This window comes from Gammaproteobacteria bacterium (assembly GCA_034522055.1).
Classification (GTDB): Bacteria; Pseudomonadota; Gammaproteobacteria; order JAABTG01; family JAABTG01; genus JAABTG01.
On sequence record JAXHLS010000002.1, the window covers coordinates 925,924 to 950,711 of the forward strand.

The window sequence follows — 24,788 nt, forward strand, 5'->3', positions numbered from 1 at the left end:
TCGTCTTACTTGCTACCGCCGCACTTGCCTTCGCCGCACTTGCCCTCACCTTCGGCCTTGGCGGGCTTCTCGCCACCACACTTGCCTTCGCCGCACTTGCCCTCGGCCTTGGCGGGCTTCTCGCCGCCACACTTGCCTTCACCGCACTTGCCCTCGGCCTTGGCGGGCTTCTCGCCGCCACACTTGCCTTCGCCACACTTACCCTCGGACTTGGCCTCCTTCTTCTCGCCACCACACTTGCCTTCGCCGCACTTGCCCTCGTGGCTATCGGCCAGCTGCATGTAGCCGCCGGAAAGCTCGTTCATGGCGAAGGGGTTCTCCGCGGCGTTGGCCATGGGGGCGGCCGCCAGAGACGCCGCGAAGGCGGTACCGATGGCCAGGGCGAGGGGCTTCTTGCTGGTGTTGTCGCTCATTGTGCTTCTCCTAAGAAAGTGATTTAAAACCTAAAAACATATACGGGATGCCGACGGCCTCGGATGGTCGCGTTCGGTTCCCTGCATCAGACCGGGCACCCCGTCCGATTATTTCAGCGATAATTGGGGGCCAAGACCACCGGGCTCACTGAATATAACTCATTCTTGTTGTGTTTCATCCGTCGGCTACGCAAGTTCGGCAGGCCGCGGCCCCACGGGGAACCGGCGCCGAACAGTATAAGACCCTACGCGGGGCAGGATGTTCCGGATCAGTAAGGATCAGCAAGGATCAGTCGGCCGGTTCGGCACCCTTCACGCGCATGTAGGGGAACAGTAACACGTCGCGGATGGAGGGGGAGTCCGTGAGCAGCATCACCAGGCGGTCGATGCCGATCCCCTCTCCCGCCGTAGGCGGTAATCCATATTCCAGGGCGGTGACGAAGTCGGCGTCGTAGTACATGGCCTCCTGGTCGCCGGCATCGCGCTCCGCCGTCTGCTGGCGAAAGCGTTCCGCCTGGTCCTCGGCGTCGTTCAATTCTGAGAACCCGTTAGCAATCTCGCGGCCGCCGATGAAGAATTCGAAGCGGTCGGTAACGAAGGGCTCGGCGTCGTTGCGGCGGGCCAGGGGCGAGACCTCCGTGGGATAGGCGGTGATGAAGGTGGGCTCCCGCAAGCGGTGCTCCACCGTCTTCTCGAAGATCTCCAGCTGGATCTTGCCGAGGCCGTAGCCCTCCTTCAGGGGCACGCCGAGCCCCTCGGCCACTCGCCGCGCCGCGGCCAGGTCCTCCACATCGGCCCCCGTCAGCTGCGGGTTGTGGCGCAACACCGCCTCCTTGAGGGTGAGGCGCTCGAAGGGACGGCCGAAGTCGTAGGTCTCCCCCTGGTAGGCCACGCGGTTCGTGCCCAGCACCTCTTCGGCCAGGCCCCGCAGCATGGCCTCGGTGAGGTCCATGAGGTCGCGGTAGTCGGCATAGGACTCGTAGAACTCCAGCATGGTGAACTCGGGGTTGTGCTGGGTGGAGACCCCCTCGTTGCGGAAATTGCGGTTGATCTCGAACACCTTCTCGAAGCCCCCCACCACCAGCCGCTTAAGATAGAGTTCCGGCGCGATGCGCAGGTAGAGCTTCATGTCCAGCGCGTTGTGGTGGGTAACGAAGGGGCGCGCCGCGGCACCGCCGGGGATGGCCTGCATCATGGGCGTCTCCACCTCCAGATAGCCGCGGCCCGTGAGGAAAGCACGGATGTAGTCGATGATGCGGGTTCGGGTGCGGAAGGTGTCCCGCACCTCGGCGTTCACCATGAGGTCCAGGTAGCGCTGGCGGTAGCGGGTCTCCTGGTCGTGGAGGCCATGGAACTTCTCGGGCAGGGGCCGCAGGCTCTTGGTGAGCAGGCGGATGTGGTCGGCCTTGACGGACAACTCCCCGGTCTTGGTGCGGAACAGCACGCCCTCGGCGGCCACGATGTCCCCCACGTCCCAGTCCTTCTTGAAGTACTGGTAGGCGCCTTCCGGCAGGCTGTCGCGCTGAATGAAGAGCTGCAGGCGTCCGCTCATGTCCTGGATGTGGGCGAAGCTGGCCTTGCCCATGACCCGCCGGCTCATGAGGCGGCCGGCCACCGCCACCCGTACCGGCGCCGCCTCCAGGGCCTCGTTGTCTTTGTCGCCGTGGGCCGCCAGGACTTCCCCGGCCAGGGCATCGCGGCGGAAGTCGTTGGGAAAGGCGTTGCCCGCCTCGCGCAGCTCCCGCAGCTTGTCGCGGCGCTGGGCGATGAGTTGGTTCTCGTCTTCACTCATGGTTCTAAAGAATACCCTCGGGTGCGGCGGACAGGGCCGGCGGTGTCAAAGACCGCTCTTCAGGCTCGCCTCGATGAATTCGTCCAGGCCGCCGTCCAGCACCGCCTGGGTGTTGCCCGTCTCCACGCCGGTGCGCAGGTCCTTGATGCGGGACTGGTCGAGGACATAGGAGCGGATCTGGCTGCCCCAGCCGATGTCCGACTTGTCGTCCTCCACCTGCTGGGCCGCGGCGCGGCGCTTCTGCATCTCCAGCTCGTAGAGCTTGGCCTTGAGCTGGTTCATGGCGTGGTCCTTGTTCTTGTGCTGGGAGCGGTCGTTCTGACACTGCACCACGATACCGGAGGGGCCGTGGGTGATGCGCACGGCGGACTCGGTGCGGTTGACGTGCTGGCCGCCGGCGCCGCTGGCGCGGTAGACATCGATGCGCAGATCGGCGGGGTTGATCTCCACCTCCACGGAGTCGTCCACCTCGGGGGAGACGAACACCGCCGCGAAGGAGGTATGGCGCCGGTTGCCGGAATCGAAGGGGGATTTGCGCACCAGGCGGTGGACGCCGATTTCCGTGCGCAGCCAGCCGAAGGCGTATTCGCCCATGACCTTGACGGTGGCCGATTTGATGCCCGCCACCTCGCCCTCGGTCACTTCCATGATCTCCGTGGCGAACTCGTGCTTCTCGGTCCACCGCAGATACATGCGCAGCAGCATCTCGGCCCAGTCCTGGGCCTCGGTGCCGCCGGAGCCGGCCTGGATATCCAGGAAGGCATTGGCGGCGTCCATCTCGCCGGAAAACATGCGGTGGAATTCGAGTTCCGCCAGACGGCCCTCGAAGGCCTCCAGATCGGCGACCACCGCGGACGCGGTGGCGTCATCGCCCTCATCGATGGCCATCTCCAGCAGGCCCGCCGCATCGCCGATGCCGGCGTCCAGCTCGTCGATGGTGCTCACCACCTTCTCGAGGGCGGCCCGTTCCCGGCCCAGGGCCTGGGCGCGCTCCTGGTCACTCCAGACGTCGGGCTGTTCCAGCTCCCGCTCTACCTCCTCCAGCCGGGCCTTCTTCTCCGCGTAGTCAAAGATACCCCCTCAGGGACTCGGTACGCCCTTTGAGGTCTTTGATGTGCTGTAGGATTGCGGTTTGCTCGAACATGAGTCGCCTGCCGAAACGGGTTGGACAAAACCAAGTCATGGTACACCAAGGCACAGGACCTGACATAGCGCCCGAGCGCGGACGCCAGCCCGGCACAGGCAGCCGCGGCCCCGCGTCCGGTTGTCATAGAGTCAGGGTCGTTCGGTGCCGGCGATATGCAACGCCCCGCTGTCAAAGGTATAGACGCCATCCAGCCTTTCGCCCGCCTGGTGGGCCAGCACGCGGGACTTATGGACGATGAGGGCGTCCGCGAAATACGGCAACTTGCGGCGACGGCCATCGACATCCTGGGGTGGGTAGTCAGCCATGAATGCGTTCAACGCCGCCCACACGGCCTGAGGGTTTTCGAACACCACCCGGGGTTCACACAACAGGTCATTGATCAGCTTGGCAATGTCATCCCTGCTCGCCTGGTATTTCCTGCCACAGAGGGTCCACAGGCATTCCACGAGCACCACGTCCGTGATCAGCACGGATGAATGGCGTGCCATCACGGCAGAGGCCCGGGATGATTGGTCCGGATCGTCCTGCAATACGTGTCGCAGCAGCACATTGGTGTCAACGGCGATCATGCAGGGCATCCTGCCGTGACGCCTCATCACTGATCGGCTCCAACGCCTTCAGATGTTCGAGGCTGCCCCGGCTCGCGCCGGCAGTCTTCTTTATCACCGTCAGCTTGCCGTCAACCTCGAAGATCTCTACAAGGTCGCCGGGGCTGATACCCGCGAGATCACATAACTCCTTCGGCAGCGTGACTTGCCGCTTTGCGCTGACTTTATGCATAGACCCTGCCGTACGCAGTTTTACCTTTTGTAAATAGTAAAGCCTGGCGGGGGCGACGGCAAACGGGAGCGCCACACGGCGGCCCTGCGGTTGCTCCACCGCCTGGTGGCGTGCGGGGCCCTCAGGCGGGTGTCGCCGTAATGAGTCGCCGACAGGACCTCAGCCGGCCACGGGCTCCACGTGCTCCACCATGAGCTGCAGGCTGCGGCGGCCACGGTAGTGGTTGACGTCCAGTCGGTAGACCAACACCACCCGCCGCACGCCCCCCGGCCACTCCTCGTCCGTGTGATTGAAGGCGATGGCATCGGCCACCCGTTCGGTGCCGGGTATACGCACCGTCATCTTGAGGTGCTGATCCCCCAGCACCCGCCGGTCCAGCAGCTCGAACTCGCCATCGAATACCGGCTCGGGGAAGCCCTGGCCCCAGGGTCCCGCATCCCGCAGGGCGGCGGCGGTGGCGAGGCAGAACTCCTCCGCTCCCACCGCGCCATCGGAATGGACCACCGCCTCCAGCATGTCCCCGTCCACGAGCCCGCCCACCACGGCCTGGAAGGCGCCGGTGAAGGCCTCCAGGCGAGCGGTGTCCAGGGACAGGCCGGCCGCCATGGCGTGGCCGCCGAAGCGATCCACCAGCCCCGGATGGCCGGCGGCCACGGCATCCAGGGCATCGCGGATGTGCAACCCGGGGATGGAGCGGGCCGAGCCCTTGATCTCCCCGTTGCCCCGCGCCGACGGCGCGAAGGCGATGACCGGCCGGTGTACGCGCTCCTTGATGCGGGAGGCGAGGATCCCCACCACCCCCTCGTGCCACGACGGATCGTAGAGGCACAGGGCGGGAGGCAGCCGGCTGCTGTCCAGCTTCATGCTCCGCAGGATGGCGAGCGCCTGGGCCTGCATGTCCGCCTCCACGGCGCGGCGCTCCTGGTTGAGGGCGTCCAGCTCCCGGGCCATCTCGAGGGCCTGCGCCTCATCCGTGGCCAGCAGGCATTCGATGCCCAGGGCCATGTCCGTCAGGCGCCCCGCCGCATTGAGCCGCGGCCCGACGGCGAAGCCGAGATCCTTGGCCACCAGCTCCGCCGGCTCCCGCTTCCCCACCCGGCACAGGGCGGCGATGCCGGGGCGCCCGCGGCCGCCGCGGATGCGCGCCAGGCCCTGGGACACGAGGAGGCGGTTGTTGGCATCCAGGGCCACCACATCGGCCACCGTGCCGAGGGCCACCAGGTCGAGCCAGTCCGCAAGGTTGGGTCGGGCCACCCCCGTGCCTTCGAACCAGCCGCGGGCCGCGAGCACCGCCCGCAGGGCCGCCATGAGGTAGAAGGCGACACCCACCCCGGCCAGGGCCTTGCTGGGAAAGTCACAGCCGGGCTGGTTGGGGTTGACGATGGCATCGGCGGCCGGCAGCTCGGCGCCGGGCAGGTGGTGGTCCGTGACGATGACCCGCATCCCCGCCTGCCGGGCCGCCGCCACGCCGGCGACGCTGGAGATGCCGTTGTCCACGGTGATGATGAGGTCCGGCGGCGGGTCCTGGGCCGCCGCCACCGCCACGATCTCGGGGCTGAGGCCGTAACCGAACTCGAAACGGTTGGGCACCAGATAGGCCAGATTGCGGTGGCCGAGGGCCTGCAACACCCCCATGATGAGGGCGGTGCTGGTGGCACCGTCGGCATCGTAATCCCCCACCACCAGGATGCGGCCACCCGCCGCCATCACCTCGGCCAGCAGCGCCGCGGCCCCTTCGATGCCCTTGAGGCGGCTGTAGGGCAGCAGGCGGGCGAGGGAATAGTCCAGCTCTTCCCCGCAGGCCACCCGGCGGCTGGCGTAGATCCGCGCCAGCAGCGGCGGCAGGCTCCCGGCCAAGGCCGGGGGCACCGGCCCGGGGTCCCGCCGCAGGATGCGCCGCGGGGTCATCGTTCCAGTACTTGCCACAGGTCCACCGCCACGGGCGCCACCGGCCGCCGCCACCAGCGGCGGGCGGCGCGGCGATCGAGGGCCAGGCTGCGATTCTCCGTATGGAGTACCAGTTCGGCGATGGCGCCACCGCGCAGGGCCTCCTCCAGGGGGGCGAGCCAGTTCCGCTCCACGGTCCCCAGAGCCTCCCGCCACGCCTCCACGTCGCCGTAGCAGACCGCCTGCCAGGCGTCCTCCACCATGAAGAGATGGACCCCCGGCGCCATGTCGCGGGGGGGCGGGGCGGCGGCGGGCGCGGGGCCGCGCCAAGCCTCTCCGGCGAGGGCGCGCAGCAGGTCGTCGCCGCCCCATACCCCCGTCCAGCGGTGGGCGCCCGGTGCCACGGGCACCCCGCCACCCCAGATCCACAGGCTGTTCACGACGGGCTCCCCCCGGGCCTCCCGGGCCCGGTTCACCGGATGGTCGTGGAGGGTCATCTGGATCTCGTTCAACACCCCCCGCCACTGGGCACCCTCCGGCCCGCCCGGCAGGTGCCGGCGCACATCCGCCCCGGCCAAGCGCTTCGGGCTCCCCGCCTCGATGGTCAGGGGTTCGTCGGCGACCAGGTACCAGCGTGCGGGGGCCGGCATCTCCAACCGCCAATCCCGGGCCGCCGCCAGGGGCACGATGTCCCGGACGAGCGCGGTAGCCTCGGCGGCGTCCAGGCGAAAGGTGTCGGGTCCGAAGAGGATGGCCTTGCTGATGTCGGTGTGCAGGTGCACCGGATCGGCCCGCAACACCCAGTGTCCATCCGCGGCCACCCCGTCCATCACGGCCGTGGCCGCGGCGGCCGATGGTGGCTCCCGGGTGGGATGACCGAAGAGGTGGAACAGGGCCGTCTCGATGCCCCGCGCCGGTGCCGGGGCGGCGGCGCCACGGCCCAGCAGGCGCGCCAGTACCGGTAGCCCCAGCCCCGCAAGCAGGGCCGCGGGCGCCTCCCGCAGGGGCAGGGTGAAGAGTCCGGGCAGGAACAGGGTGATACGTGGCGCGTCAGCGGCCACCATACACCGCCGTCTCCTCAGGCGAGGTTATCAAGGATGGCCTGGCGCACGGCACCCAGCTCGGCGTCGATGGCCAGCATGGGAGCCTTGCTTTGGCTGATGGCGGTATCCGGATCCTTGAGGCCGTGTCCCGTGAGGGTGCACACGACGGTGCTGTGCTCCGGGATGCGCCCGCTCTCCAAGTCCCGCAGGGCGCCCGCCACGGAGGCGGCGGAGGCCGGCTCGCAGAACACCCCCTCCTTCTCGGCCAGCAGCTTCTGGGCCAGTAGGATCTCGTCGTCGGTACACTCGTCGAACCAGCCCCCCGACTCCTTGGAGACCTTCCAGGCATAGTCCCAGGACTGGGGATGGCCGATGCGGATGGCGGTGGCCACGGTCTCGGGATCGTCCACCATGGCGCCGCGTATGAAGGGGGCGGAGCCGGCGGCCTGGTAACCCACCATCTTGGGCCGCGTACCCACCAGGGAGCCGCCGGCATAGGTGCAGTTGCCGTGACAGAAGCTGCAGGCCTCCGTGAGGTGCTCGCCGGAGCCGGAGGAGGCCTCGCAGTAGCCGATCCAGTGGGCCGTGATGTTGCCGGCATTGCCCACGGGCAGGCAGTGGTAGTCGGGGGCCCGTTCCAGTTCCTCGATGATCTCGAAGGCCGCCGTCTTCTGGCCCTGCAGGCGATAGGGATTGATGGAGTTGACGATCGTCACCGGGGCCTCCTCCGCCACGTCCTTCACCAGCTGCATGCCGGCATCGAAGTTGCCTTTGATCTGGATGATGGTGGCGCCGTGCATCATGGCCTGGGCCAGCTTGCCCATGGCGATCTTGCCGTCGGGTATGAGCACGAAGGCGGTGATGCCGGCGCGGGCGGCGTAGGCCGCCGCCGACGCCGAGGTGTTGCCGGTGCTGGCACAGATGATGGCCCGGCTGCCCTCCTCCACCGCCTTGGTCACCGCCATGGTCATGCCCCGATCCTTGAAGGAGCCGGTGGGATTGAGGCCCTCGTACTTGAGGTATATCTCCACCTCCCGGCCCAGGGCCCGGGGGATGTTGTTCAGGCGGATGAGGGGCGTGTTGCCCTCCCCGAGGCTGATGATGCGGGTGTCGTCATGGATAGGCAGCCGGTCGCGGTACTTCTCGATGAGGCCGGTGTAGCGGGGGCGGAAGGTCATGGCAGGAACTTGTTCCCTTTGGTGAATGGAGAATGGATGAAGGTGAATAGTGAATGGTGAATAGTGAATGGTAAAAGCAACCACTGAGCGAGTGTCTACTATTCACCATTCACTATTCACTATTCACTGCCTTATCACTATTCACTAGCTGTTGAGATACTCCACCCGGATACGCGTCACGCCGCCGGCCACGGGCTCCAGGGCCTCGATGCGGACCAGGGCCTCGTTCATGCTGCATTCGCGCACGCGGTGGGTCAGGAGCACCAGGGGCACCCGCTCGGTGCCGATGGCCTGCTCCTTCTGGATGACGGCCTCGATGGAGATGCCGGAGTCGGCGAGGATACGGGTGATGTCCGCCAGCACGCCGGCCTGGTCCCGCACCTGCATGCGCAGATAGTAGGCGGTCTCCACCTCCTCCATGTCCACCATGGCCAGCTCGGTGTTGAGGGCGTCGGGCTGGAATGCCAGATGGGGCACGCGGTTGTTGGGGTCGGTGGTCAGGGCCCGGGTGACGTCCACCAGGTCCGCCACCACCGCCGATGCCGTGGGTTCGGCCCCGGCACCGGCGCCGTAGTAGAGGGTGGGACCCACGGCATCGGCCATCACCAGCACGGCATTCATCACGCCGTCCACGTTGGCGATGAGGCGGCGCTCCGGAATGAGGGTGGGATGCACCCTGAGCTCGATGCCACCGTTGGTACGGCGGGTGATGCCGAGGTGCTTGATGCGGTAGCCCAGCTCCTCGGCGTAGGCCACGTCTTCCGGGGCGATGCCGGCGATACCCTCGGTATAGCACTTGTCGAACTGCAGGGGCACGCCGAAGGCGATGGAGGCCAGGATGGTGAGCTTGTGGGCGGCGTCGATGCCCTCCACGTCGAAGGTGGGGTCGGCCTCGGCATAGCCCAGCGCCTGGGCCTCGGCCAGCACGTCGGCGAAGGCACGGCCCTTGTCCCGCATCTCGGTGAGGATGAAGTTGCCGGTGCCGTTGATAATGCCGGCCACCCACTGAATGTGGTTGGCGGCGAGCCCCTCGCGCATGGCCTTGATGATGGGTATGCCCCCCGCGACCGCCGCCTCGAAGGCCACCATGACGCCGCGACGCTGGGCGGCCAGGAAAATCTCGTTGCCGTGGTGGGCGATGAGGGCCTTGTTGGCGGTCACCACGTGCTTGCCGTTCTCGATGGCCTTGAGGATGAGGATGCGGGCCAGGTCGTAGCCGCCGATGAGTTCCACCACCACCTCCACGGCGGGGTCATCCACCACCGCCATGGCATCGCTGCTCTGGCGCACCCCGTCGAGGCCGAGCTCGGCGACGCGATCGAGATTGAGGGCCGCCACGTGGCTGATCTCGATACCGCGACCGGCCCGCCGGGCGATCTCCGCACCGTTACGGCGCAGCACGGTGGCGGTGCCCCCGCCCACGGTGCCGAGCCCCATCAAACCCACTCTTACCGGTTCCAAGGTATCAATCCCCCGTAATGCCGTCTTTGCGCAGCATGCTGCGGATACCGCGTACCGCCTGGCGGGTGCGGTGCTCGTTTTCGATGAGGGCGAAGCGCACGTGAGCGTCGCCGTAAGCCCCGAATCCCACCCCCGGCGAGGCCGCCACCTTGGCATCCCGCAGCAGCTTCTTGGAGAACTCCAGGGACCCCATCTCCCGGTAGGGCTCCGGGATGGGAGCCCACACGAACATAGTGGCCTTGGGGGGCTCCACCGGCCAGCCGGCGGCGTTCAGCCCCTGGCACAGCACGTCGCGGCGGTTGCGATAGGTGGTGCGGATCTCCTCCACGCAGTCCTGGGGCCCCTCCAGGGCGGCGATGGCGGCCACCTGCACCGGGGTGAAGATACCGTAGTCCAGGTAGGACTTGATGCGCCGCAGGGCCCCCACCAGGGTGCGGTTACCCACCATGAAACCGACCCGCCAGCCCGGCATGTTGTAGCTCTTGGAGAGGGTGAAGAACTCCACCGCCACCTCCTTGGCGCCGGGCACCTGGAGGATGGAGGGGGCCTCGTAACCGTCGAACACCAGGTCGGCGTAGGCGAGGTCCTGGATCACCCAGATCTCGTGCTCGCGGGCGATGGCCACCACCTTTTCGTAGAACTCCAGGTCCACGCACTGGGTGGTGGGGTTGCTGGGGAAGTTGAGCACCAGCAGCTTGGGCTTGGGCCAGGAATCCTTGATGGCCTTCTCCATCTCGGCGAAGAAGTCCACGTCGGCGCCGATGGGCACGTGGCGGATGTCGGCCCCGGCGATGACGAAGCCCCAGGGGTGGATGGGATAGGAGGGGTTGGGCACCAGTACCGCATCCCCCGGCTCCACGGTAGCCAGGGCCAGGTGGGCCAGCCCCTCCTTGGAGCCGATGGTGACGATGGCCTCCTCGTCCATGTCGAGGTCCACATCGTAGCGAACCTTGTACCAGTTGCAGATGGCGCGGCGCAGGCGCGGGATCCCCCGGGACATGGAGTAACGGTGGGTATCGTTGCGCTGGGCCACTTCCACCAGCTTGTCCACGATGTGGCGGGGCGTGGGCCGGTCGGGGTTGCCCATGCCGAAATCGATGATGTCCTCGCCCCGGGCCCGCGCCTCGGCCTTGAGTTGATCGACCGACGCAAAGACGTACGGCGGCAAACGCTTGATACGCGGGAATTCTTCAATCACGAGGCAGCAATCCTGAGGAGGGGGCCGGAACGGGGCGGACACCCGGAAACGTCGAACCATAGCCAAGGGGTATTCGGACTGTCAATCGGGACGCGCCCCGCTTCTGCCGTGATATTCTGGATGGACATGAAAACCCTGCCGATCTGTTTCGTCCTGGCCGCCGCCGCGGCCGGCGCCGCCGAGCCCGTGCGCGAACTCACCGCCGCGGACTGGGACCGCCCCCGCAGCGGCGACTTCGTCACCGGCATCCCGGTATTGCGCGACACCATGCAGGCCGTCGACCGGCCCGCCGGCCGCCATCTGCGGATACGTCACCCGGGGGGCGAGCAGGGACTGCTGTGGGCCGAGGAACTGCGCGGCTGGCTGGTGGCCCTGGGGCTCGGCTCCTCCCGTATTCACCTGGTACCCGGGGCCGGGCGCCCCGATGTCCTGGAACTGGTAGTGGAAACACCCTGAGCCATGCCTCGTGTCGCCGCCATACAGATCGCCGCCGGCCCCATCCTGGCAGCCAACCTGGACGAGGCCAAGCGGCGCATCGCCGAGGCCGCGGCCGCCGGCGCCGGCCTGGTGGTGCTGCCGGAGAATTTCGCCCTCATGGGGGAGCAGGAGGCCGACAAGCTGGCAGTGGCGGAGACCGACGGCGACGGCCCCATCCAGACATTCCTCGCCGAGCAGGCGGCACGCCACGGCATCTGGCTGGTGGGGGGCACCATCCCCATGGCCACCCCGAGGCCGGGGCGCGTGCGCGCCGCCTCTTTGGTCTACAACCATCAGGGCACGCGGGTGGCCCGCTACGACAAGATCCACATGTTCGACGTCACGGTGGATGCCGACAGCGGCGAGGTCTACGTGGAATCGGAGACCACCGAGCCCGGCGAGCGGGCGGTGGTGGTGGACACCCCCTTCGGCCGCCTGGGCCTCGCCGTGTGTTACGACCTGCGCTTCCCGGAGCTGTTTCGTTACCTGGTGGCCCGCGGCATGGAGATCCTCGCCCTGCCCGCGGCCTTCACGGCGGCCACCGGCAAGGCCCACTGGGGCATGCTGTTGCGGGCGCGGGCGGTGGAGAACCTGTGCTACGTGGTGGCGGCCGCCCAAGGCGGCTTCCATGTGGGTGGCCGCGAGACCTACGGCCACAGCATGGTGGTGGACCCCTGGGGCGCCGTGCTGGCGGAGATGGAGCGCGGCCGCGGCGTGGTCAGCGCGGACATCGACCTGGACCGCCTGCGCGAACTCCGCCAGCGCTTCCCCGCCCTGCAACACCAGCGCTTCGTGTGCGGGCCTCCCTGACCCACGGTCGCGGATTGCGGTTCACCGCCATTTTTTTCAACTACGAAAGGCGCGAAATACGCGAAAAAAGAGGCGCTTCAACAGAATTCGTAGGTGTAGATGAGGAGAATTTTCTCTCGCCAAGGCGCCAAGAACGCCAAGGAAAAGCGGATCTTTCACGGCGGCACGGAGACTCAGAGAAGGCGAGAAGAATGCACAGTTCCGGAGACCTCGCAGGCCCCGTGAGGGCGCCCTGGTACCGGTAAAGGCTCCATTCGCTGGTCCGATCCGCCAAGCCTAGCGATAAACACCGTGCCTCTGTGCTCCTGTGAAAGAAATCAATGCTTTTCTTGGCGAGCTTGGCGCCTTGGCGAGAGCAACAAGAAACATTTCGCGTCTTTCGTAGTTATTCTTCTGGGTTTTCCCGGCCTATTCCGCCAGCAGTTCCCGCACGTCCACGAAGTGGCCGGCGACGGCGGCGGCGGCGGCCATGGCGGGGCTCACCAGGTGAGTGCGCCCGCCCTGGCCCTGGCGGCCCTCGAAGTTGCGATTGGAGGTGGAGGCGCAGCGCTCGCCGGGCTCCAGGCGATCGGCATTCATGGCCAGGCACATGGAGCAGCCGGGCTCGCGCCACTGGAAGCCCGCGTCCAGGAATACCTGGTCCAGCCCCTCCGCCTCGGCCGCGGCCTTCACGGGACCGGAGCCCGGGACCACCATGGCCAGCTTGATGTTGGGGGCCACCCGCCGGCCCCGGATCACCGCGGCCGCTTCCCTCAGGTCCTCGATGCGGGAGTTGGTACAGGAGCCGATGAACACCTTGTCCAGGGGGATGTCCGCCAGGGCCGTGCCCGGTGCCAGGTCCATGTAGGCCTGGGCCCGGCTCCAGCCCTCGGCCTTCACCGGGTCCGGCGCGGCGGCGGGATCGGGCACACGGCCATCCACCGGCAGCACCATCTCCGGCGAGGTGCCCCAACTCACGTAGGGCTTGAGGGCGGTGGCGTCGAGATGGATCTCGCGATCGAACTCCGCCCCCGGGTCGCTGTGCAGCTTGGACCAGGCGGCCACGGCGGCCTCCCATGACTCACCCGTGGGCGCATAGCGCCGCCCGCGCACGTAGTCCACGGTGGTCTCGTCCACCGCCACCATGCCGGCCCGCGCCCCCGCCTCGATACTCATGTTGCAGATGGTCATGCGGCCTTCCATGGACAGGGCCTGGATGGCCGTCCCGGCGAACTCGATGGCATAGCCGGTACCGCCCGCCGTGCCCATCTCGCCGATGATCGCGAGGATGATGTCCTTGGCGTAGACCCCCGGCCCCAGGCGGCCGCCCACCACCACCCGCATGTTCTTCGACTTGGACTGCACCAGGCACTGGGTGGCCAGGGCGTGCTCCACCTCCGAGGTGCCGATGCCGAAGGCCAGGGCCCCCAGGGCGCCGTGGGTGGAGGTATGGGAGTCGCCGCACACCACGGTCATGCCCGGCAGGGTCGCCCCCTGCTCGGGGCCGATGACGTGGACGATGCCCTGGCGCGGGTCCCCCATAAGGAATTCCGTGATGCCAAAGCTGCGGCAGTTGGCGTCGAGAGTCTCCACCTGGAGGCGCGATACCGGATCGGCGATGCCCCGGGCCCGATCGGTAGTGGGTACGTTGTGGTCCGCCGTGGCCAGGTTGGCGGCGGCCCGCCACGGCTGGCGACCGGCCAGGCGCAGCCCCTCGAAGGCCTGGGGCGAGGTGACCTCGTGGATGAGCTGGCGGTCGATATAGATGAGGCTGGTACCGTCCTCGTTCTCCCGCACCACGTGGGCGTCCCAGAGTTTGTCGTAGAGGGTCTTGGGCATGGGGGCTCTGCTGGCGTTGGGGAGACGGATGGGTGGGGGATTATAGCAGCGGTGGGGTGGGGGAATGAGATAAAGTGAATAGTGAATGGTGAATAGTGAATAGAAAAAGCGGGGCCGTGGTGGATCCTTGAGACAATCGGCATGCAAAAGGTTAACACTCGAGCGCGAAAAGGTTGGCAGGGTGTCTGCCCAACCATTCACCATTCACTGTTAACTGTTCACTATTCACTCACTTCTTTATCTATCCACCCCCACACCACCAGCAGGCCAATGAGGCAGGCGGCGGCGGCGGTGAGGTAGGTGGCGGTGGGGCCCACGGTCTCCCAGGCGTGGCCAGCCAGATAGCTGCCCGCGGCGCCGCCGGCGCCGAAGCTGACGCTGCTGTAGAGGGCCTGGCCGCGGCCCTGGTTGCGGCCCACGAAATAGCGGTGGATGAGCTGGATGCCGACGGCGTGATAGAGGCCGAAGCTGGCGGCATGGAGCAGTTGGGCCGCCACCAGGAACGGCCAGTGGGCGGCCAGGGTGCCGATGACGACCCAGCGCAGGGTGGTGAGGACGAAGGTGACCAGAAACAGGGCGCGCAGGGTGTAACGCCGCACCAGGCGGTGCATGTAGATGAACAGCACCACCTCCGCCAGAACCCCCAGGGCCCACAGCTGGCCGATGGTGGCACCGCGATATCCCAACTCATCGAGGTGGATGGAATAAAAGGAATAGTAAGGCCCGTGGCTGCCCTGGATGAGGAAACAGGCCACCAGCAGGGCCAGTACCCGGGGCCGGCGCAACACCCGGGAGAGGCCGTCGTGGGGGGGATGCTCCGCCGTCGCCCGGTGCTCCGGCGACACCAGGGCGGCCACCCAGATCCCCACCAGCAGTCCCAGCACCACCTGGGGCATGAGGCCCACGCCCACCCGATCGAGCAGGGGCCCCAGGGACACCACTGCGACGATGAAGCCCACCGAGCCCCACACCCGGACGTGGGTATAGCGGTGGGTGTCCTGACCCAGCTGGTTGAGGGTGTTAGCCTCGAACTGGGGCAGGGCCGCGTTCCAGAAGAAGCTGAAGGTGGCCATCACCAGGGCCAGGGGCCAGTAGCCGCTCACCAGGAAGATGCCGGCGAAGCACACCGCGGCCAGGGCCGAGGCCACCCGCACGATGAACATGCCGCGGCCCCAGCGGTCCGCAATCCACCCCCAGATGAAGGGCGCCACCATCTTGGTGGCCATGAGGATGGCCAGCAGTTCACCGATCTCCGACGACGAGTACCCCAGGGACTTCAGATAGAGGCCCCAATAGGGCACCAGAGCGCCGAGGACGGCGAAGTAGAACAGGTAGAAATTGGAGAACCGCCAGTACGGAAAGGCGTTGCCGGACACCACGGTGCGGCGGCCGTCAGCCGGCGCTGGCGGGGATGATCGGCGTGGCCGATTGCACCTCGGCGTTCTGGCCGCGCTGGCGCAGCAGGTGGTCCATGATCACCATGGCCATGGCGGCCTCGGCGATGGGGGTCGCCCGGATCCCCACGCAGGGGTCGTGACGGCCCTTGGTGACCACCTCCACGGCGTTGCCGTGGACATCCACGCTGCGCCCCGGCAGGCGGAGACTGGAGGTGGGTTTGAGGGCGATGCTGGCGACGATATCCTGGCCACTGGAGATGCCGCCGAGGACGCCGCCGGCGTGGTTGGACAGGAAACCCGCGGGCGTCATCTCGTCGCGATGCTCCGTGCCCTTCTGCTCGACCGCCGCGAAGCCGGCACCGATCTCCACCCCCTTGACGGCGTTGATGGCCATGAGGGCCTTGGCGAGATCCGCATCCAGGCGGTCGAAGATGGGTTCGCCGAGACCCGGCGACACCCCTGTGGCCACCACCGTGACCCGGGCGCCGATGGAGTTGCCCTCCTTGCGCAGGGCGTCCATGTAGGCCTCGAGTTCGGGTACCCGGGCGGCGTCGGGAAAGAAGAAGGGGTTGTCCTCCACCACCTCCCAATCGAAGCTTTGGGGGCGGATGGGGCCGAGTTGGGCCACGTAGCCACGGATGCGGATGCCGTGGCGATCCGCCAAGTACTTCCTGGCCACCGCGCCGGCCGCCACCCGCAGGGCCGTCTCACGGGCCGACGAGCGGCCGCCGCCGCGGTAATCGCGCACTCCATACTTCTGGGTGTAAGTGTAATCCGCATGGCCGGGCCGGAACTTCTCGGCGATGTCGCCGTAGTCCTTGGAGCGCTGATCCACGTTGTCGATGATGAGGCCGATGGGGGTGCCGGTGGTACGACCCTCGAACACGCCGGACAGGATGCGCACCGCGTCGGGCTCGCGGCGCTGGGTAGTATGACGGGTCTTGCCGGGCCGGCGCCGCTCGAGATCGTGCTGGATGTCCGCCTCCGACAGTTCGAGGCCGGGCGGGCAGCCGTCGATGATGCCCCCGATGGCGGGACCGTGGCTCTCGCCAAAGGTGGTGAGAGTGAACAGGATACCGGTGGTGTTTCCAGACATCGGGCTATTGTAGCGGCCCCGGCGCCCGGAAGGCAGCATTGGAATTGCAAGGGTTCCGGGCTGGAGGCGTCCGTTCCTGTGGCACGGCTGTAGGTCGGGATTCATCCCGACATGAAAGCCCGCCGCGCGCACCACGGGCCGGGACGGAATCCGCACCGTCGGCTGTCGGGCTGAAGCCCGACCTACAGCCCGACCTACAAACACCCCCCACCGCTCGTTCCCGGGGCACGACTGTAGGTCGGGATTCATCCCGACATTAAACCCCGCCGCACGCACCTCGGCCGGGACGGAACCGCCCGCGGGCTGTCGGGCTGAAGCCCGACCTACAGCCCGACCTACAACCCGGCCTGCAAGCGAGGCCCGTTCCCCGCACGGGCACCGGGGGGTTAGCATGTGGGGTCATCCCTTTCCCCCGCCGCAGGAGGACCACCATGGCCATCAAGACCCACACCATCGAATACCACCACGACGACACCCTGCTGGAGGGCCTCATGGCCTGGGACGATGCCGCAGCCGCACCCCGCCCCGGGGTGCTGGTGGCCCCGGTGTGGGCGGGCCGCAACGCCCAGGCGGACCACAAGGCCGAGGCCCTGGCGGCCCTGGGCTATGTGGGCTTCGCCCTCGACATGTATGGCAAGGGCGTGCTGGGCAACAGCATCGACGAGAATGCCCGCCTGATGCAGCCGTTCGTGGATGATCGGGCCCTGCTCCAGCAGCGTATGCAAAGAGCCCTCGACGTCATGCGCGCCCAGGACCAGGTGGACGACACCCGCACCGCCGCAATCGGCTTCTGCTTCGGCGGCATGTGCGTGCTGGACCTGGCACGCTCGGGGGCCGAGATCGGCGGCGTAGTGAGTTTCCATGGCCTGCTCAAGGCCCCGGGCAACACGGCGGGCACCGCCATCAAGGCCAAGGTCCTGGCCCTGCACGGTCACGACGACCCCCTGGCGCCGCCGCAGGACGTGCTGGCCCTGGAGCAGGAACTCACGGCGGCCGGCGCCGACTGGCAGGTCCATGTCTATGGCCACGCCATGCATGCCTTTACCAACCCCGCCGCCAATGACCGGGACTTCGGCACCGTCTACCAGCCGGATGCCGACCGCCGCTCGTGGCGCAGCATGGAAGACTTCCTCGCGGAGGTGCTCGGGGCGGAGGTGCCCGGACCCGCCTGAGGCCCGGCCATGGCCACCCCCAGGAACGCCTCCGTCCAGAAGGCCTTCCAGATCCTGGAAGTCTTCGCCCCCGCCGGTTGTCAGCTCACCGCCACCGAGGTGGCGAGCCGCACCGCCATGACGGTGGCTACCGCCCACCGCTTCCTCCTCACCCTGGAGCACCTGGGAGTGGTGTCCCGGGCCGGCGGCAACCGCTTCCAGCTCGGCACCCTGCTGGCGGAACTGGGGGACCGGGTGGAGCACGACAAGCTCATGGCCCGCATCGCTCAGTCCCACGTAGATACCCTGACGGCCCGCCTGGGTGGGGCCGTGGCGGCGGCGGTCCTGAGCGGCCGCAAGGCCATCCAGATGGCCATGAGCCACGGTCCGGCGGCCGGCGCCGGGGAGCCCCCGGACCCCCGCCTGCCGGTGCACTGTACGGCCGCCGGCAAGGTGCTTCTGGCGGGCCTGCGGCCCGCCATGCTGGAGACCATCCTCGAAGACTTGGAGCTTACCGCCTACACCCCCCGCACGGTAACCGACGGGGTCGCCCTGCGGGCGGAACTGGAGACGGTCAGGGCCCGCGGCTGGGCCCTGGAGGACGCCGAGTTCGCCGCCGACACCCGCGGCCTCGCGGTGCCCATCCTGGACGCCCATGACCGGGTGGTGGCGGCACTAGCGGTGACCGCGGCACAGCACGAGATGGGCGATGCGGAAATGGAGCGCTGCCGGGAAGATCTGGCCCACCACGCGGCCCAGATCCACCGCGAACTCTACATGGAGAACAAGGTCCTGCCCACCAAGGCCCGGCCGCGGGGAAACTTCCCCCATGCCAAGCGCATCGGCGACCTGATCCTGGTATCCGGCACCAGCGCCCGCCAGCCCGACGACACCTTCCCCGGCGTCTCTCCGGGGGCCGACGGCGTGCCTGTCTTCGACTTCCGTATTCAGGCACGAGCCACCCTGACCAATCTCTTCGACATCGTCGCCAGTTTCGGCGCCGCCCGCGAGGACATCGTGGAAATCCAGGCCTTCCTGGTGGGCATGAAGCACTACGATGCCTTCAACGAGGTCTACGGCGAGTTCTACGACCGGAGCGGCCCGACCCGCACCACCGTGGGGGTGAGCGAACTCCCCCACCCCCATCAGTTGCTGATGTTGAAGGCCATGGCCTACAAGCCCGCCCACACCTCCCGAGGGACCCTGTGATGACGGATGACACCACAGGCCCGGCCCGTGCCGTGACACCCGAGGTTTGCCCGGATGGAAAAAATTCTCAATAAATTAGATTTTTTTCTTGATATATAAGATTTTTACCCGCTAGACTCCTCCAAAAGCCTCTGCCCCCATGGGCAGGGTGAACCGGCGCGACGAGGCGGAAGACGTTGCAGAACCCACAGACCAAGGTATTGCCCCACAAGGCCGTGCCCCGGGGACGTTTTCCCCACGTGAAGCGGGCCGGGGATTTCCTCTTCATTTCCGGCACCAGCTCCCGGCGAGCGGACAACGGTTTCGAGGGCGCAAGCGCCGACGAGTTCGGCGTCACCGAGCTGAACATCCGCGTCCAGACGCGGGCCGTCATCCAAAACATCGGCGATATCCTGGCCTCCATGGACGCCACCCTCGAGGACCTCACGGAGGTCACCTGCTTCCTGGTGAACATGAACGACTTCAGAGGCTTCAACGAGGTGTGGGCCGAGTTCTTCGACGTCGACGGGCCCACCCGCACCACGGTGGCGGTGCATCAGCTGCCCCACCCCCACCTGCTGGTGGAGATGAAGGCCATCGCCTACAAACCCCCGGCACCTGCCCACCCATAGGGAGGAGCGAATCATGAGCAAAGGTGAGATCCTCGCGGGCTATCTGGCCCCCCATCCGCCCCACCTGGTCTACGGCGAGAACCCGCCCCAGAACGAGCCCCGCTCGGAGGGGGGCTGGGAACAGCTGCGCTGGGCCTACGAGCGTGCCCGCAAGACCCTGGACGACCTGAAACCCGATGTGCTGCTGGTGCACTCACCCCACTGGATCACCCAGGTGGGCCACCACTTCCTGGGAGTGCCTCACCTGTCCGGCAAGTCGGTGGACCCCATCTTCCCGAACCTGTTCCGTTACAGCTTCGAGCTCGATGTGGACGTGGAACTGGCCGAGGCCTGCTGCGAGGAGGCCGGAAAGGCGGGCCTGGTGGCCAAGATGATGCGAAACCCCAAGTTCCGGGTGGACTACGGCACCATCACCACCCTGCACATGATGCGGCCCCAGTGGGACATCCCGGTCGTGGGGATCTCGGCCAACAATTCGCCCTACTACCTGCAGATGGAGGAGGGCCTGGAGGAGATGGACCGCCTCGGCAAGGCCACCCGCCGGGCCATCGAGTGCACGGGCCGGCGCGCCGTGCTGCTGGCCTCCAACACCCTGTGCCACTACCACTTCTCGGCGGAGCCGGACATCCCCGAGGACATGTCCCGGGAGCACCCCCAGAACTACGAGGGCTACAAGTGGGACATGCGCATCATCGAGATGCTGCGCCGGGGCGAGACGGACGAGGTGTTCGGTATCCTGCCCCAGTTCATCGAAGAGTCCTTCGCCGAGATCAAGTCCGGGGCCTTCACCTGGATGTTCGCCGCCATGGGCTACCCCCGCATGCCGGGGGAGCTCCATGGCTACGGCACGGTCATCGGCACCGGCAACGCGGTGATGGAATGGAACCTGGCCAACCATCCCGGCCGACTCGAGGTGCGCGACCGGCCGACAGCGGCCTGAGGAGCAGTCCATGCCCATCGTCTCCGCTTTCCTGGTACCCGGCAGCCCGCTGCTGATGCTCAAACCCGACAACCCCCCGTGGCGGGAGCTGGTGGCGGCCTATGGCGAAGCCGGCGAGATCCTGGCGGCCTCCAAACCGGACGTCATCGCCATCTACTCCACCCAGTGGATGGCGGTGCTCGACGAGCTGTGGCAGACCCGCCCCCGCGTGGCGGGAGAGCACGTGGACGAGAACTGGCACGAGTACGGCGTCATGCCCTTCGACATGCATATCGACACCGAACTCACCACGGCCTGCATCGAACGCACCAATGAATTCGGCATACGCTCCAAGGGTGTGGACTACGACCAGTTCCCGGTGGACTCCGGCACCATCACAGCCACCCATTTCCTCAATCCCCAACTCAATCCCCAAGGCCGGCTGCCCCTGGTGATCGCCGCCAACAACCTCTACCACGACGGTGCCGTCACCGAACGGCTGGCGGCCACCGTGCGCCAACAGGCGGATGCCCTGGGCCGGCGCGTCGCCCTGGTGGGGGTGGGGGGCCTGTCCGGCACCATCTTCCGGGACGACATCGACCCCGGCGCAGACCACGTGGCCTCGCCGGCGGACGACGAGGAGAACCGGCGCATGCTGGACCTCATAGCCGCCGGCGACGCCGCTGCGGTGCGGGCGGCCCTGCCCGCCTATGCCCGCGCCGCCAAGGCGGACATGGGTTTCAAGCACATGTCCTGGCTGCTGGGCGGCCTGGGCGACGGCTACGCATCCGCCCGAGTCCTGGGCTACGGGCCCACCTGGGGGGCGGGCTCCGCCGTGGTGGCCTTCACGCCCTGAATTTAAAGGGGAGCACCGAAAAGTCAGCGCTCCCCAAGGAGCCCACGGATGGACCGCCGCACCACCGCAACCGAACGAAGCCAGGAAAGACTCCGTTCATTGCGTACCCAGTCCCTGAGTCCAGAGGGGATGCAGCACCACGGCCGGGGCCGGGGCCGGATGCCCCGGCCGTTTTTGTCCAACCCATCACCGAATTTCTTTACTCTCGCCAAGACGCGAGGTTCGCCAGGATTTCTGGAGAGCAGCACCCCCAATATCCCGACCCGATGGGAAGAACGGTGCCAGGCGACCGCGCCGGTGGGTGGCGTAGCAAGAGTACCGACCCACAGAACCTTGGCGCGCTTTGCGCCTTGACGAGAGATCCAGGATCGGTGGGTTGAACAGGGCACAAAGGTCCGCCACCTTTGATGGACGCCCGCTCGAGGATCCAACGTGCACGAGGAATACGCCCCCCGCCCCTTGCGGCCCGCCTTCGTCAAGACGGCCCTGATGGTGGCGCTGCTGTGGGCCGTCTGGCTGGCCGATCAACTGTTCGATCTGCACCTGGCACGCTTCGGCGTGCGGCCCGGCGAGATCACGGGTTTGCTGGGGGTGGTCACTGCCCCCTTCATCCACGGCGACTTCGCACACATCTTCGCCAATACCCTGCCGCTCCTCCTCCTCGGGGGTGCCCTGCTGTGGGCCTATCCCCGCGCCGCCCCGTGGGTGGTACTGCTGGTGGTGCTGGGCTCGGGTCTCGGCACCTGGCTGCTGGCGCGGCCGGCCTACCACTTCGGTGCCAGCGGCCTCACCCACGGCCTCATGATGTTCCTGTTCGTGGCCGGCATCCTGCGTCGCGACCGGCCTTCCATCGTGGTGGCCATGCTCACCTTCTTCCTCTACGGCGGGATGATCGCCAGCATCTTTCCCCAGGAACCAGGTATTTCTTTCGAGATGCACCTGTTCGGCTTCGCCGCCGGGTTCATCGTGGCCCTGGCCCTGTACCGCATGGACCCGCCACCACCGCGCAAGAGATACGCCTGGGAAGACGAGGACGAGGAGGATGGGCCATCATGAGGCGGGCGCCCTGCCGGCAGGGCGGGTGAGCACCGGCCCCGTTACCGCTATGATGGCCTCGTCCGGGGCGACGTCGCCCCGGAGGGAGAATTTTTCGACCTCAGGGCGGCCAACTGGTAAATTCCGGGCATGGACAAAAACAACTCTTCTTTTATGGGCCTGAACGGCCGCATGGCGTTTTTCACCGAGTTCCTGCGCCACCCCCTGCAGGTGGGCTCGGTGATTCCCAGTTCGCGATTCCTGGAGCGCCGCATCGTGGCGGCCGCCGGCATTGCCATGGCCCGCACGGTGGTGGAACTCGGGCCCGGCACCGGCGGCACCACCCGCGCCATGTTGCGAGCCATGCCCGGTGATGGCAGGCTCCTCAGCATCGAACTGAACCCACGACTGCACCGCCTGCAGCAGCACATCGAGGATGAACGACTCATCGCGCACCTCGGCAGCGCCTGCGATCTGGAAGAGATCATCGCTTCTTATGGTCTGGGGGCGCCGGATGCGGTGGTGTCGGGGATCCCCTTCTCCACCATGAGCGCCGAGGCCGGCACAGGCGTCATCGAGGCCGTATCCTCCGTCCTTGCACCCGGGGGGCGCTTCGTGGCCTACCAGTGGAGCGGGCGGGTGGGGACCCTGTGCGAGCCGAGGTTGGGCCGCGGCGAGGCCGCCATGGAGCTGCGCAATATCCCGCCCATGCGGGTATATCAGTGGGAGAATCGCGCCGGCGAGCCGGCTCTGTAAGCCTCGGATACGCGGCACGGGAGAGCCGTGGGAGGGCTTGGCCCCGCCAGCGACCCGGGTAGGTGACGCGGGTGACCGGAAGGAGGTCCCGGCACGGCTTGAGCCGTGCCGGGCTTCGCCCCTTCGACTCTTAGATGGGTCGAAGGGATGGGTCGAAGGGGCGTTTCAGCTGGTTTAACGCGGGGTGACGTTGGTCGCCTGAAGACCCTTGGGGCCGTTCTCCACGTCGAAGCTGACGGGCTGGCCATCGGCCAGGGACTTGAAGCCGCTACCCTGGATGGCGCTGAAATGCACGAAGACGTCCGCGCCGCCATCGTCCTGGGTGATGAATCCAAAGCCTTTCGACTCGTTAAACCACTTGACGGTTCCTGTAGCCATGAAAATGTTACCTTTTCAAATATTGATCGTTGGGGTTGGTGCGTGCAGGTACTGAAGATGGATTTCGAGAAGTAACCGGTAGGAACTACTGGAAGTGCCGTTAACAATAGCCTTGTCGCGTGAATTACTATAGGCCAAGCAGAAGGCTTCCGCCACTACAATTTTTACGGCGTCCGGAACAGGACCCTCCGGCGCTCTCCGAAAGCATCATTGCATCGTCTTTCAGCCGGCGGGATCCCTTATGGCCATGGCCTATCCAGGCGATTATCTGCGCAGGAACCTATGGGCGGGCCTCAAGACCCCGCCCCGCGACATTCCTCCCTGGCTGTGGCTGCTAATCGCGGGCTACGCCGTCGCGGCGGTGGGCCTAGGCCTCGGTATCGGCCTGCTGGAGTTCGGGCTGCTGGATGATCGGCGCGCCGCCATCCTGCCCTTCACTCTGCTGGTATTCCCGTCCCTGCTGGAGGAGGCCCTGTTCCGCGGCCTGGTGATCCCCCGGGATGTCCTCGCCCGTGGTCGCGGCACCGCGGCGGCCTACGCTGTCCTCAGCACCACCCTGTTCGTGTCCTGGCATCCCCTCAACGCGGCCACCATCAACCCCGGCGCCGCGGGTCTCTTCTTCGATCCCGGGTTTCTCGCCATCACCGCCCTCCTCGGCATCACCTGTGCCGTGGCCTATATCCGCACCCGCTCCCTGTGGGCCCCCATCCTCATCCACTGGACGACGGTAGTGGCCTGGGTGCTGTTCCTGGGCGGGCGCAACCTGCTGCTCGAGGCCTGAGGCGCCCGGCCTGCTCCGGCCAGACCTTGACCGGGAGCAACTCGGCAAACGCTGGGGATATGCCCTTGCCTATATTGAATAGCTGATTCGATTGGAATCGGCTCATTGCGCCCACTGGGTCGACTGGCTATCCTGCCAACCGTCTGTACCCTGTTGGAGTCGGCCGCCCTTGGCTTTCAAACGTCTCATAGCTGTCGCAGTCATGCTGTCGCTGTTCGGATTGTCGACGGCCTGGGCGTTCGACGGGCATGGGGTGGGAGATGCCGCACACTGCCACGAGGCCCATGAGTCCGGGAACCCGCTGAATGACGACGGCTCCGGCTGTGGTCATGTCTGCCACGCCGGTGCCCATCTGTTCGGATTGGATTCCGCTCCAGGCCACTTCTCCATGGTCGCCCGGGCCGTCCCGCGCCCGGCGACATCCGCCATACTCCTGGTCAGCAGAACCACCGCCCCACCCCTGAAGCCTCCCCAGTCCTGATCCCCGTTCGAACGGCCGCCGTGGGCCTCGGCGCGCGGCGCTCCTGAATCGACCCACAGGACTGTCTCCATGTTGCTTTTCCGTCGTCACGGGCGCCGTGCCCGTGTCTTATCT

The 24,788-nt window shown here is 67.0% G+C and carries 24 protein-coding genes; 10 read left to right on the top strand and 14 right to left on the bottom strand.

The window, feature by feature from the left end; all coding sequences use genetic code 11:
* Positions 1-5 precede the first annotated feature (5 nt).
* The 10 genes from U5S82_04530 to alaC all read right to left on the bottom strand — a co-directional run bounded on the left by U5S82_04530 (position 6) and on the right by alaC (position 10,899).
* The gene (locus tag U5S82_04530) at positions 6-413 is read right to left on the bottom strand and encodes a hypothetical protein (protein MDZ7750924.1); all 408 of its coding nucleotides are present in this window, start codon (positions 411-413) and stop codon (positions 6-8) included.
* A 289-nt stretch (positions 414-702) separates the two neighbouring features.
* Positions 703-2,205 carry a lysine--tRNA ligase gene (gene lysS, locus U5S82_04535; GenBank protein MDZ7750925.1) on the bottom strand — a complete coding sequence of 501 codons (1,503 nt, stop codon included), beginning with the start codon at positions 2,203-2,205 and terminating at the stop codon, positions 703-705.
* 45 nt (positions 2,206-2,250) lie between these two features.
* Positions 2,251-3,349, bottom strand: a protein-coding gene (gene prfB, locus U5S82_04540; GenBank protein MDZ7750926.1) for a peptide chain release factor 2 whose coding sequence is annotated in 2 segments (ribosomal slippage) — positions 2,251-3,273 and positions 3,275-3,349 — 1,098 coding nt in all. Because the reading frame shifts where the segments join, the coding sequence is not laid out codon by codon here.
* A gap of 131 nt (positions 3,350-3,480) precedes the next feature.
* Positions 3,481-3,921: a type II toxin-antitoxin system VapC family toxin gene (locus U5S82_04545; protein MDZ7750927.1), complete on the bottom strand. Its 441-nt coding sequence runs from the start codon at positions 3,919-3,921 to the stop codon at positions 3,481-3,483.
* Positions 3,908-4,132 (bottom strand): AbrB/MazE/SpoVT family DNA-binding domain-containing protein, encoded by a 225-nt coding sequence (locus U5S82_04550; protein MDZ7750928.1) that lies wholly within the window; start codon positions 4,130-4,132, stop codon positions 3,908-3,910. The genes U5S82_04545 and U5S82_04550 overlap by 14 nt, the downstream gene beginning before the upstream one ends.
* A 159-nt stretch (positions 4,133-4,291) precedes the next feature.
* On the bottom strand, positions 4,292-6,022 hold the full coding sequence (gene recJ, locus U5S82_04555; protein ID MDZ7750929.1) for a single-stranded-DNA-specific exonuclease RecJ: 1,731 nt from the start codon (positions 6,020-6,022) through the stop codon (positions 4,292-4,294).
* Positions 6,023-6,036: 14 nt separating this feature from the next.
* Complete coding sequence (locus U5S82_04560) at positions 6,037-7,083, bottom strand: hypothetical protein (GenBank protein ID MDZ7750930.1); 1,047 nt, start codon at positions 7,081-7,083, stop codon at positions 6,037-6,039.
* A gap of 14 nt (positions 7,084-7,097) precedes the next feature.
* Positions 7,098-8,240 (bottom strand): threonine synthase, encoded by a 1,143-nt coding sequence (gene thrC / locus U5S82_04565; GenBank protein MDZ7750931.1) that lies wholly within the window; start codon positions 8,238-8,240, stop codon positions 7,098-7,100.
* Between the two features lie 144 nt (positions 8,241-8,384).
* A complete protein-coding gene (locus tag U5S82_04570) occupies positions 8,385-9,701 on the bottom strand; it encodes a homoserine dehydrogenase (GenBank protein ID MDZ7750932.1) in 1,317 nt (438 codons plus the stop codon).
* 4 nt (positions 9,702-9,705) lie between these two features.
* A complete protein-coding gene (alaC, locus tag U5S82_04575) occupies positions 9,706-10,899 on the bottom strand; it encodes an alanine transaminase (GenBank protein MDZ7750933.1) in 1,194 nt (397 codons plus the stop codon).
* 120 nt (positions 10,900-11,019) lie between these two features.
* Here alaC and U5S82_04580 point away from each other — a divergent pair, with 120 nt between their 5' ends.
* Both U5S82_04580 and U5S82_04585 read left to right on the top strand, forming a co-directional pair.
* Positions 11,020-11,355, top strand: coding sequence for a hypothetical protein (locus U5S82_04580; GenBank protein ID MDZ7750934.1), 336 nt, complete (start codon positions 11,020-11,022; stop codon positions 11,353-11,355).
* Positions 11,356-11,358: 3 nt separating this feature from the next.
* Entirely contained in the window at positions 11,359-12,186 is an 828-nt protein-coding gene (locus U5S82_04585; protein ID MDZ7750935.1) for a carbon-nitrogen hydrolase family protein, read from the top strand.
* A 408-nt stretch (positions 12,187-12,594) separates the two neighbouring features.
* Here the strand turns inward: U5S82_04585 and leuC are convergent, their stop codons facing one another.
* From leuC to aroC, 3 genes are all read right to left on the bottom strand, one after another.
* The gene (gene leuC, locus U5S82_04590; GenBank protein MDZ7750936.1) at positions 12,595-14,004 is read right to left on the bottom strand and encodes a 3-isopropylmalate dehydratase large subunit; all 1,410 of its coding nucleotides are present in this window, start codon (positions 14,002-14,004) and stop codon (positions 12,595-12,597) included.
* Between the two features lie 221 nt (positions 14,005-14,225).
* Complete coding sequence (locus U5S82_04595) at positions 14,226-15,383, bottom strand: MFS transporter (GenBank protein MDZ7750937.1); 1,158 nt, start codon at positions 15,381-15,383, stop codon at positions 14,226-14,228.
* A 13-nt stretch (positions 15,384-15,396) separates the two neighbouring features.
* Positions 15,397-16,497 carry a chorismate synthase gene (aroC, locus tag U5S82_04600; GenBank protein ID MDZ7750938.1) on the bottom strand — a complete coding sequence of 367 codons (1,101 nt, stop codon included), beginning with the start codon at positions 16,495-16,497 and terminating at the stop codon, positions 15,397-15,399.
* Between the two features lie 431 nt (positions 16,498-16,928).
* Between aroC and U5S82_04605 the strand changes: the two genes are divergently transcribed.
* The 7 genes from U5S82_04605 to U5S82_04635 all read left to right on the top strand — a co-directional run bounded on the left by U5S82_04605 (position 16,929) and on the right by U5S82_04635 (position 23,034).
* Positions 16,929-17,669 carry a dienelactone hydrolase family protein gene (locus U5S82_04605; protein MDZ7750939.1) on the top strand — a complete coding sequence of 247 codons (741 nt, stop codon included), beginning with the start codon at positions 16,929-16,931 and terminating at the stop codon, positions 17,667-17,669.
* A 9-nt stretch (positions 17,670-17,678) separates the two neighbouring features.
* Positions 17,679-18,857 carry an IclR family transcriptional regulator C-terminal domain-containing protein gene (locus U5S82_04610; GenBank protein MDZ7750940.1) on the top strand — a complete coding sequence of 393 codons (1,179 nt, stop codon included), beginning with the start codon at positions 17,679-17,681 and terminating at the stop codon, positions 18,855-18,857.
* 176 nt (positions 18,858-19,033) lie between these two features.
* The gene (locus U5S82_04615) at positions 19,034-19,468 is read left to right on the top strand and encodes a RidA family protein (protein MDZ7750941.1); all 435 of its coding nucleotides are present in this window, start codon (positions 19,034-19,036) and stop codon (positions 19,466-19,468) included.
* Positions 19,469-19,481: 13 nt separating this feature from the next.
* Complete coding sequence (locus tag U5S82_04620) at positions 19,482-20,408, top strand: tRNA U-34 5-methylaminomethyl-2-thiouridine biosynthesis protein (protein ID MDZ7750942.1); 927 nt, start codon at positions 19,482-19,484, stop codon at positions 20,406-20,408.
* A gap of 10 nt (positions 20,409-20,418) precedes the next feature.
* Entirely contained in the window at positions 20,419-21,243 is an 825-nt protein-coding gene (locus U5S82_04625) for a tRNA U-34 5-methylaminomethyl-2-thiouridine biosynthesis protein (GenBank protein ID MDZ7750943.1), read from the top strand.
* Positions 21,244-21,675: 432 nt separating this feature from the next.
* Positions 21,676-22,299, top strand: a complete 624-nt coding sequence (locus tag U5S82_04630; protein ID MDZ7750944.1) for a rhomboid family intramembrane serine protease — start codon at positions 21,676-21,678, stop codon at positions 22,297-22,299.
* Between the two features lie 129 nt (positions 22,300-22,428).
* Complete coding sequence (locus U5S82_04635) at positions 22,429-23,034, top strand: methyltransferase type 12 (GenBank protein MDZ7750945.1); 606 nt, start codon at positions 22,429-22,431, stop codon at positions 23,032-23,034.
* A gap of 174 nt (positions 23,035-23,208) precedes the next feature.
* Here U5S82_04635 and U5S82_04640 read toward each other — a convergent pair whose 3' ends face one another.
* Positions 23,209-23,412: a cold-shock protein gene (locus tag U5S82_04640; protein MDZ7750946.1), complete on the bottom strand. Its 204-nt coding sequence runs from the start codon at positions 23,410-23,412 to the stop codon at positions 23,209-23,211.
* A gap of 247 nt (positions 23,413-23,659) precedes the next feature.
* Between U5S82_04640 and U5S82_04645 the strand changes: the two genes are divergently transcribed.
* On the top strand, positions 23,660-24,193 hold the full coding sequence (locus tag U5S82_04645; protein ID MDZ7750947.1) for a CPBP family glutamic-type intramembrane protease: 534 nt from the start codon (positions 23,660-23,662) through the stop codon (positions 24,191-24,193).
* The last annotated feature ends 595 nt before the right edge of the window (positions 24,194-24,788 follow it).

Coding starts and splice junctions, on each gene's coding strand:
- U5S82_04645 (MDZ7750947.1), top strand. CDS start 23,660: ATGGCCTATCCAGGCGATTATCTGCGCAGGAACCTATGGGCGGGCCTC.
- U5S82_04620 (MDZ7750942.1), top strand. CDS start 19,482: ATGAGCAAAGGTGAGATCCTCGCGGGCTATCTGGCCCCCCATCCGCCC.
- leuC (MDZ7750936.1), bottom strand. CDS start 14,004: ATGCCCAAGACCCTCTACGACAAACTCTGGGACGCCCACGTGGTGCGG.
- U5S82_04585 (MDZ7750935.1), top strand. CDS start 11,359: ATGCCTCGTGTCGCCGCCATACAGATCGCCGCCGGCCCCATCCTGGCA.
- U5S82_04550 (MDZ7750928.1), bottom strand. CDS start 4,132: ATGCATAAAGTCAGCGCAAAGCGGCAAGTCACGCTGCCGAAGGAGTTA.
- U5S82_04605 (MDZ7750939.1), top strand. CDS start 16,929: ATGGCCATCAAGACCCACACCATCGAATACCACCACGACGACACCCTG.
- thrC (MDZ7750931.1), bottom strand. CDS start 8,240: ATGACCTTCCGCCCCCGCTACACCGGCCTCATCGAGAAGTACCGCGAC.
- U5S82_04640 (MDZ7750946.1), bottom strand. CDS start 23,412: ATGGCTACAGGAACCGTCAAGTGGTTTAACGAGTCGAAAGGCTTTGGA.
- U5S82_04610 (MDZ7750940.1), top strand. CDS start 17,679: ATGGCCACCCCCAGGAACGCCTCCGTCCAGAAGGCCTTCCAGATCCTG.
- U5S82_04635 (MDZ7750945.1), top strand. CDS start 22,429: ATGGACAAAAACAACTCTTCTTTTATGGGCCTGAACGGCCGCATGGCG.
- aroC (MDZ7750938.1), bottom strand. CDS start 16,497: ATGTCTGGAAACACCACCGGTATCCTGTTCACTCTCACCACCTTTGGC.
- U5S82_04545 (MDZ7750927.1), bottom strand. CDS start 3,921: ATGATCGCCGTTGACACCAATGTGCTGCTGCGACACGTATTGCAGGAC.
- lysS (MDZ7750925.1), bottom strand. CDS start 2,205: ATGAGTGAAGACGAGAACCAACTCATCGCCCAGCGCCGCGACAAGCTG.
- U5S82_04530 (MDZ7750924.1), bottom strand. CDS start 413: ATGAGCGACAACACCAGCAAGAAGCCCCTCGCCCTGGCCATCGGTACC.
- U5S82_04560 (MDZ7750930.1), bottom strand. CDS start 7,083: ATGGTGGCCGCTGACGCGCCACGTATCACCCTGTTCCTGCCCGGACTC.
- U5S82_04625 (MDZ7750943.1), top strand. CDS start 20,419: ATGCCCATCGTCTCCGCTTTCCTGGTACCCGGCAGCCCGCTGCTGATG.
- U5S82_04580 (MDZ7750934.1), top strand. CDS start 11,020: ATGGACATGAAAACCCTGCCGATCTGTTTCGTCCTGGCCGCCGCCGCG.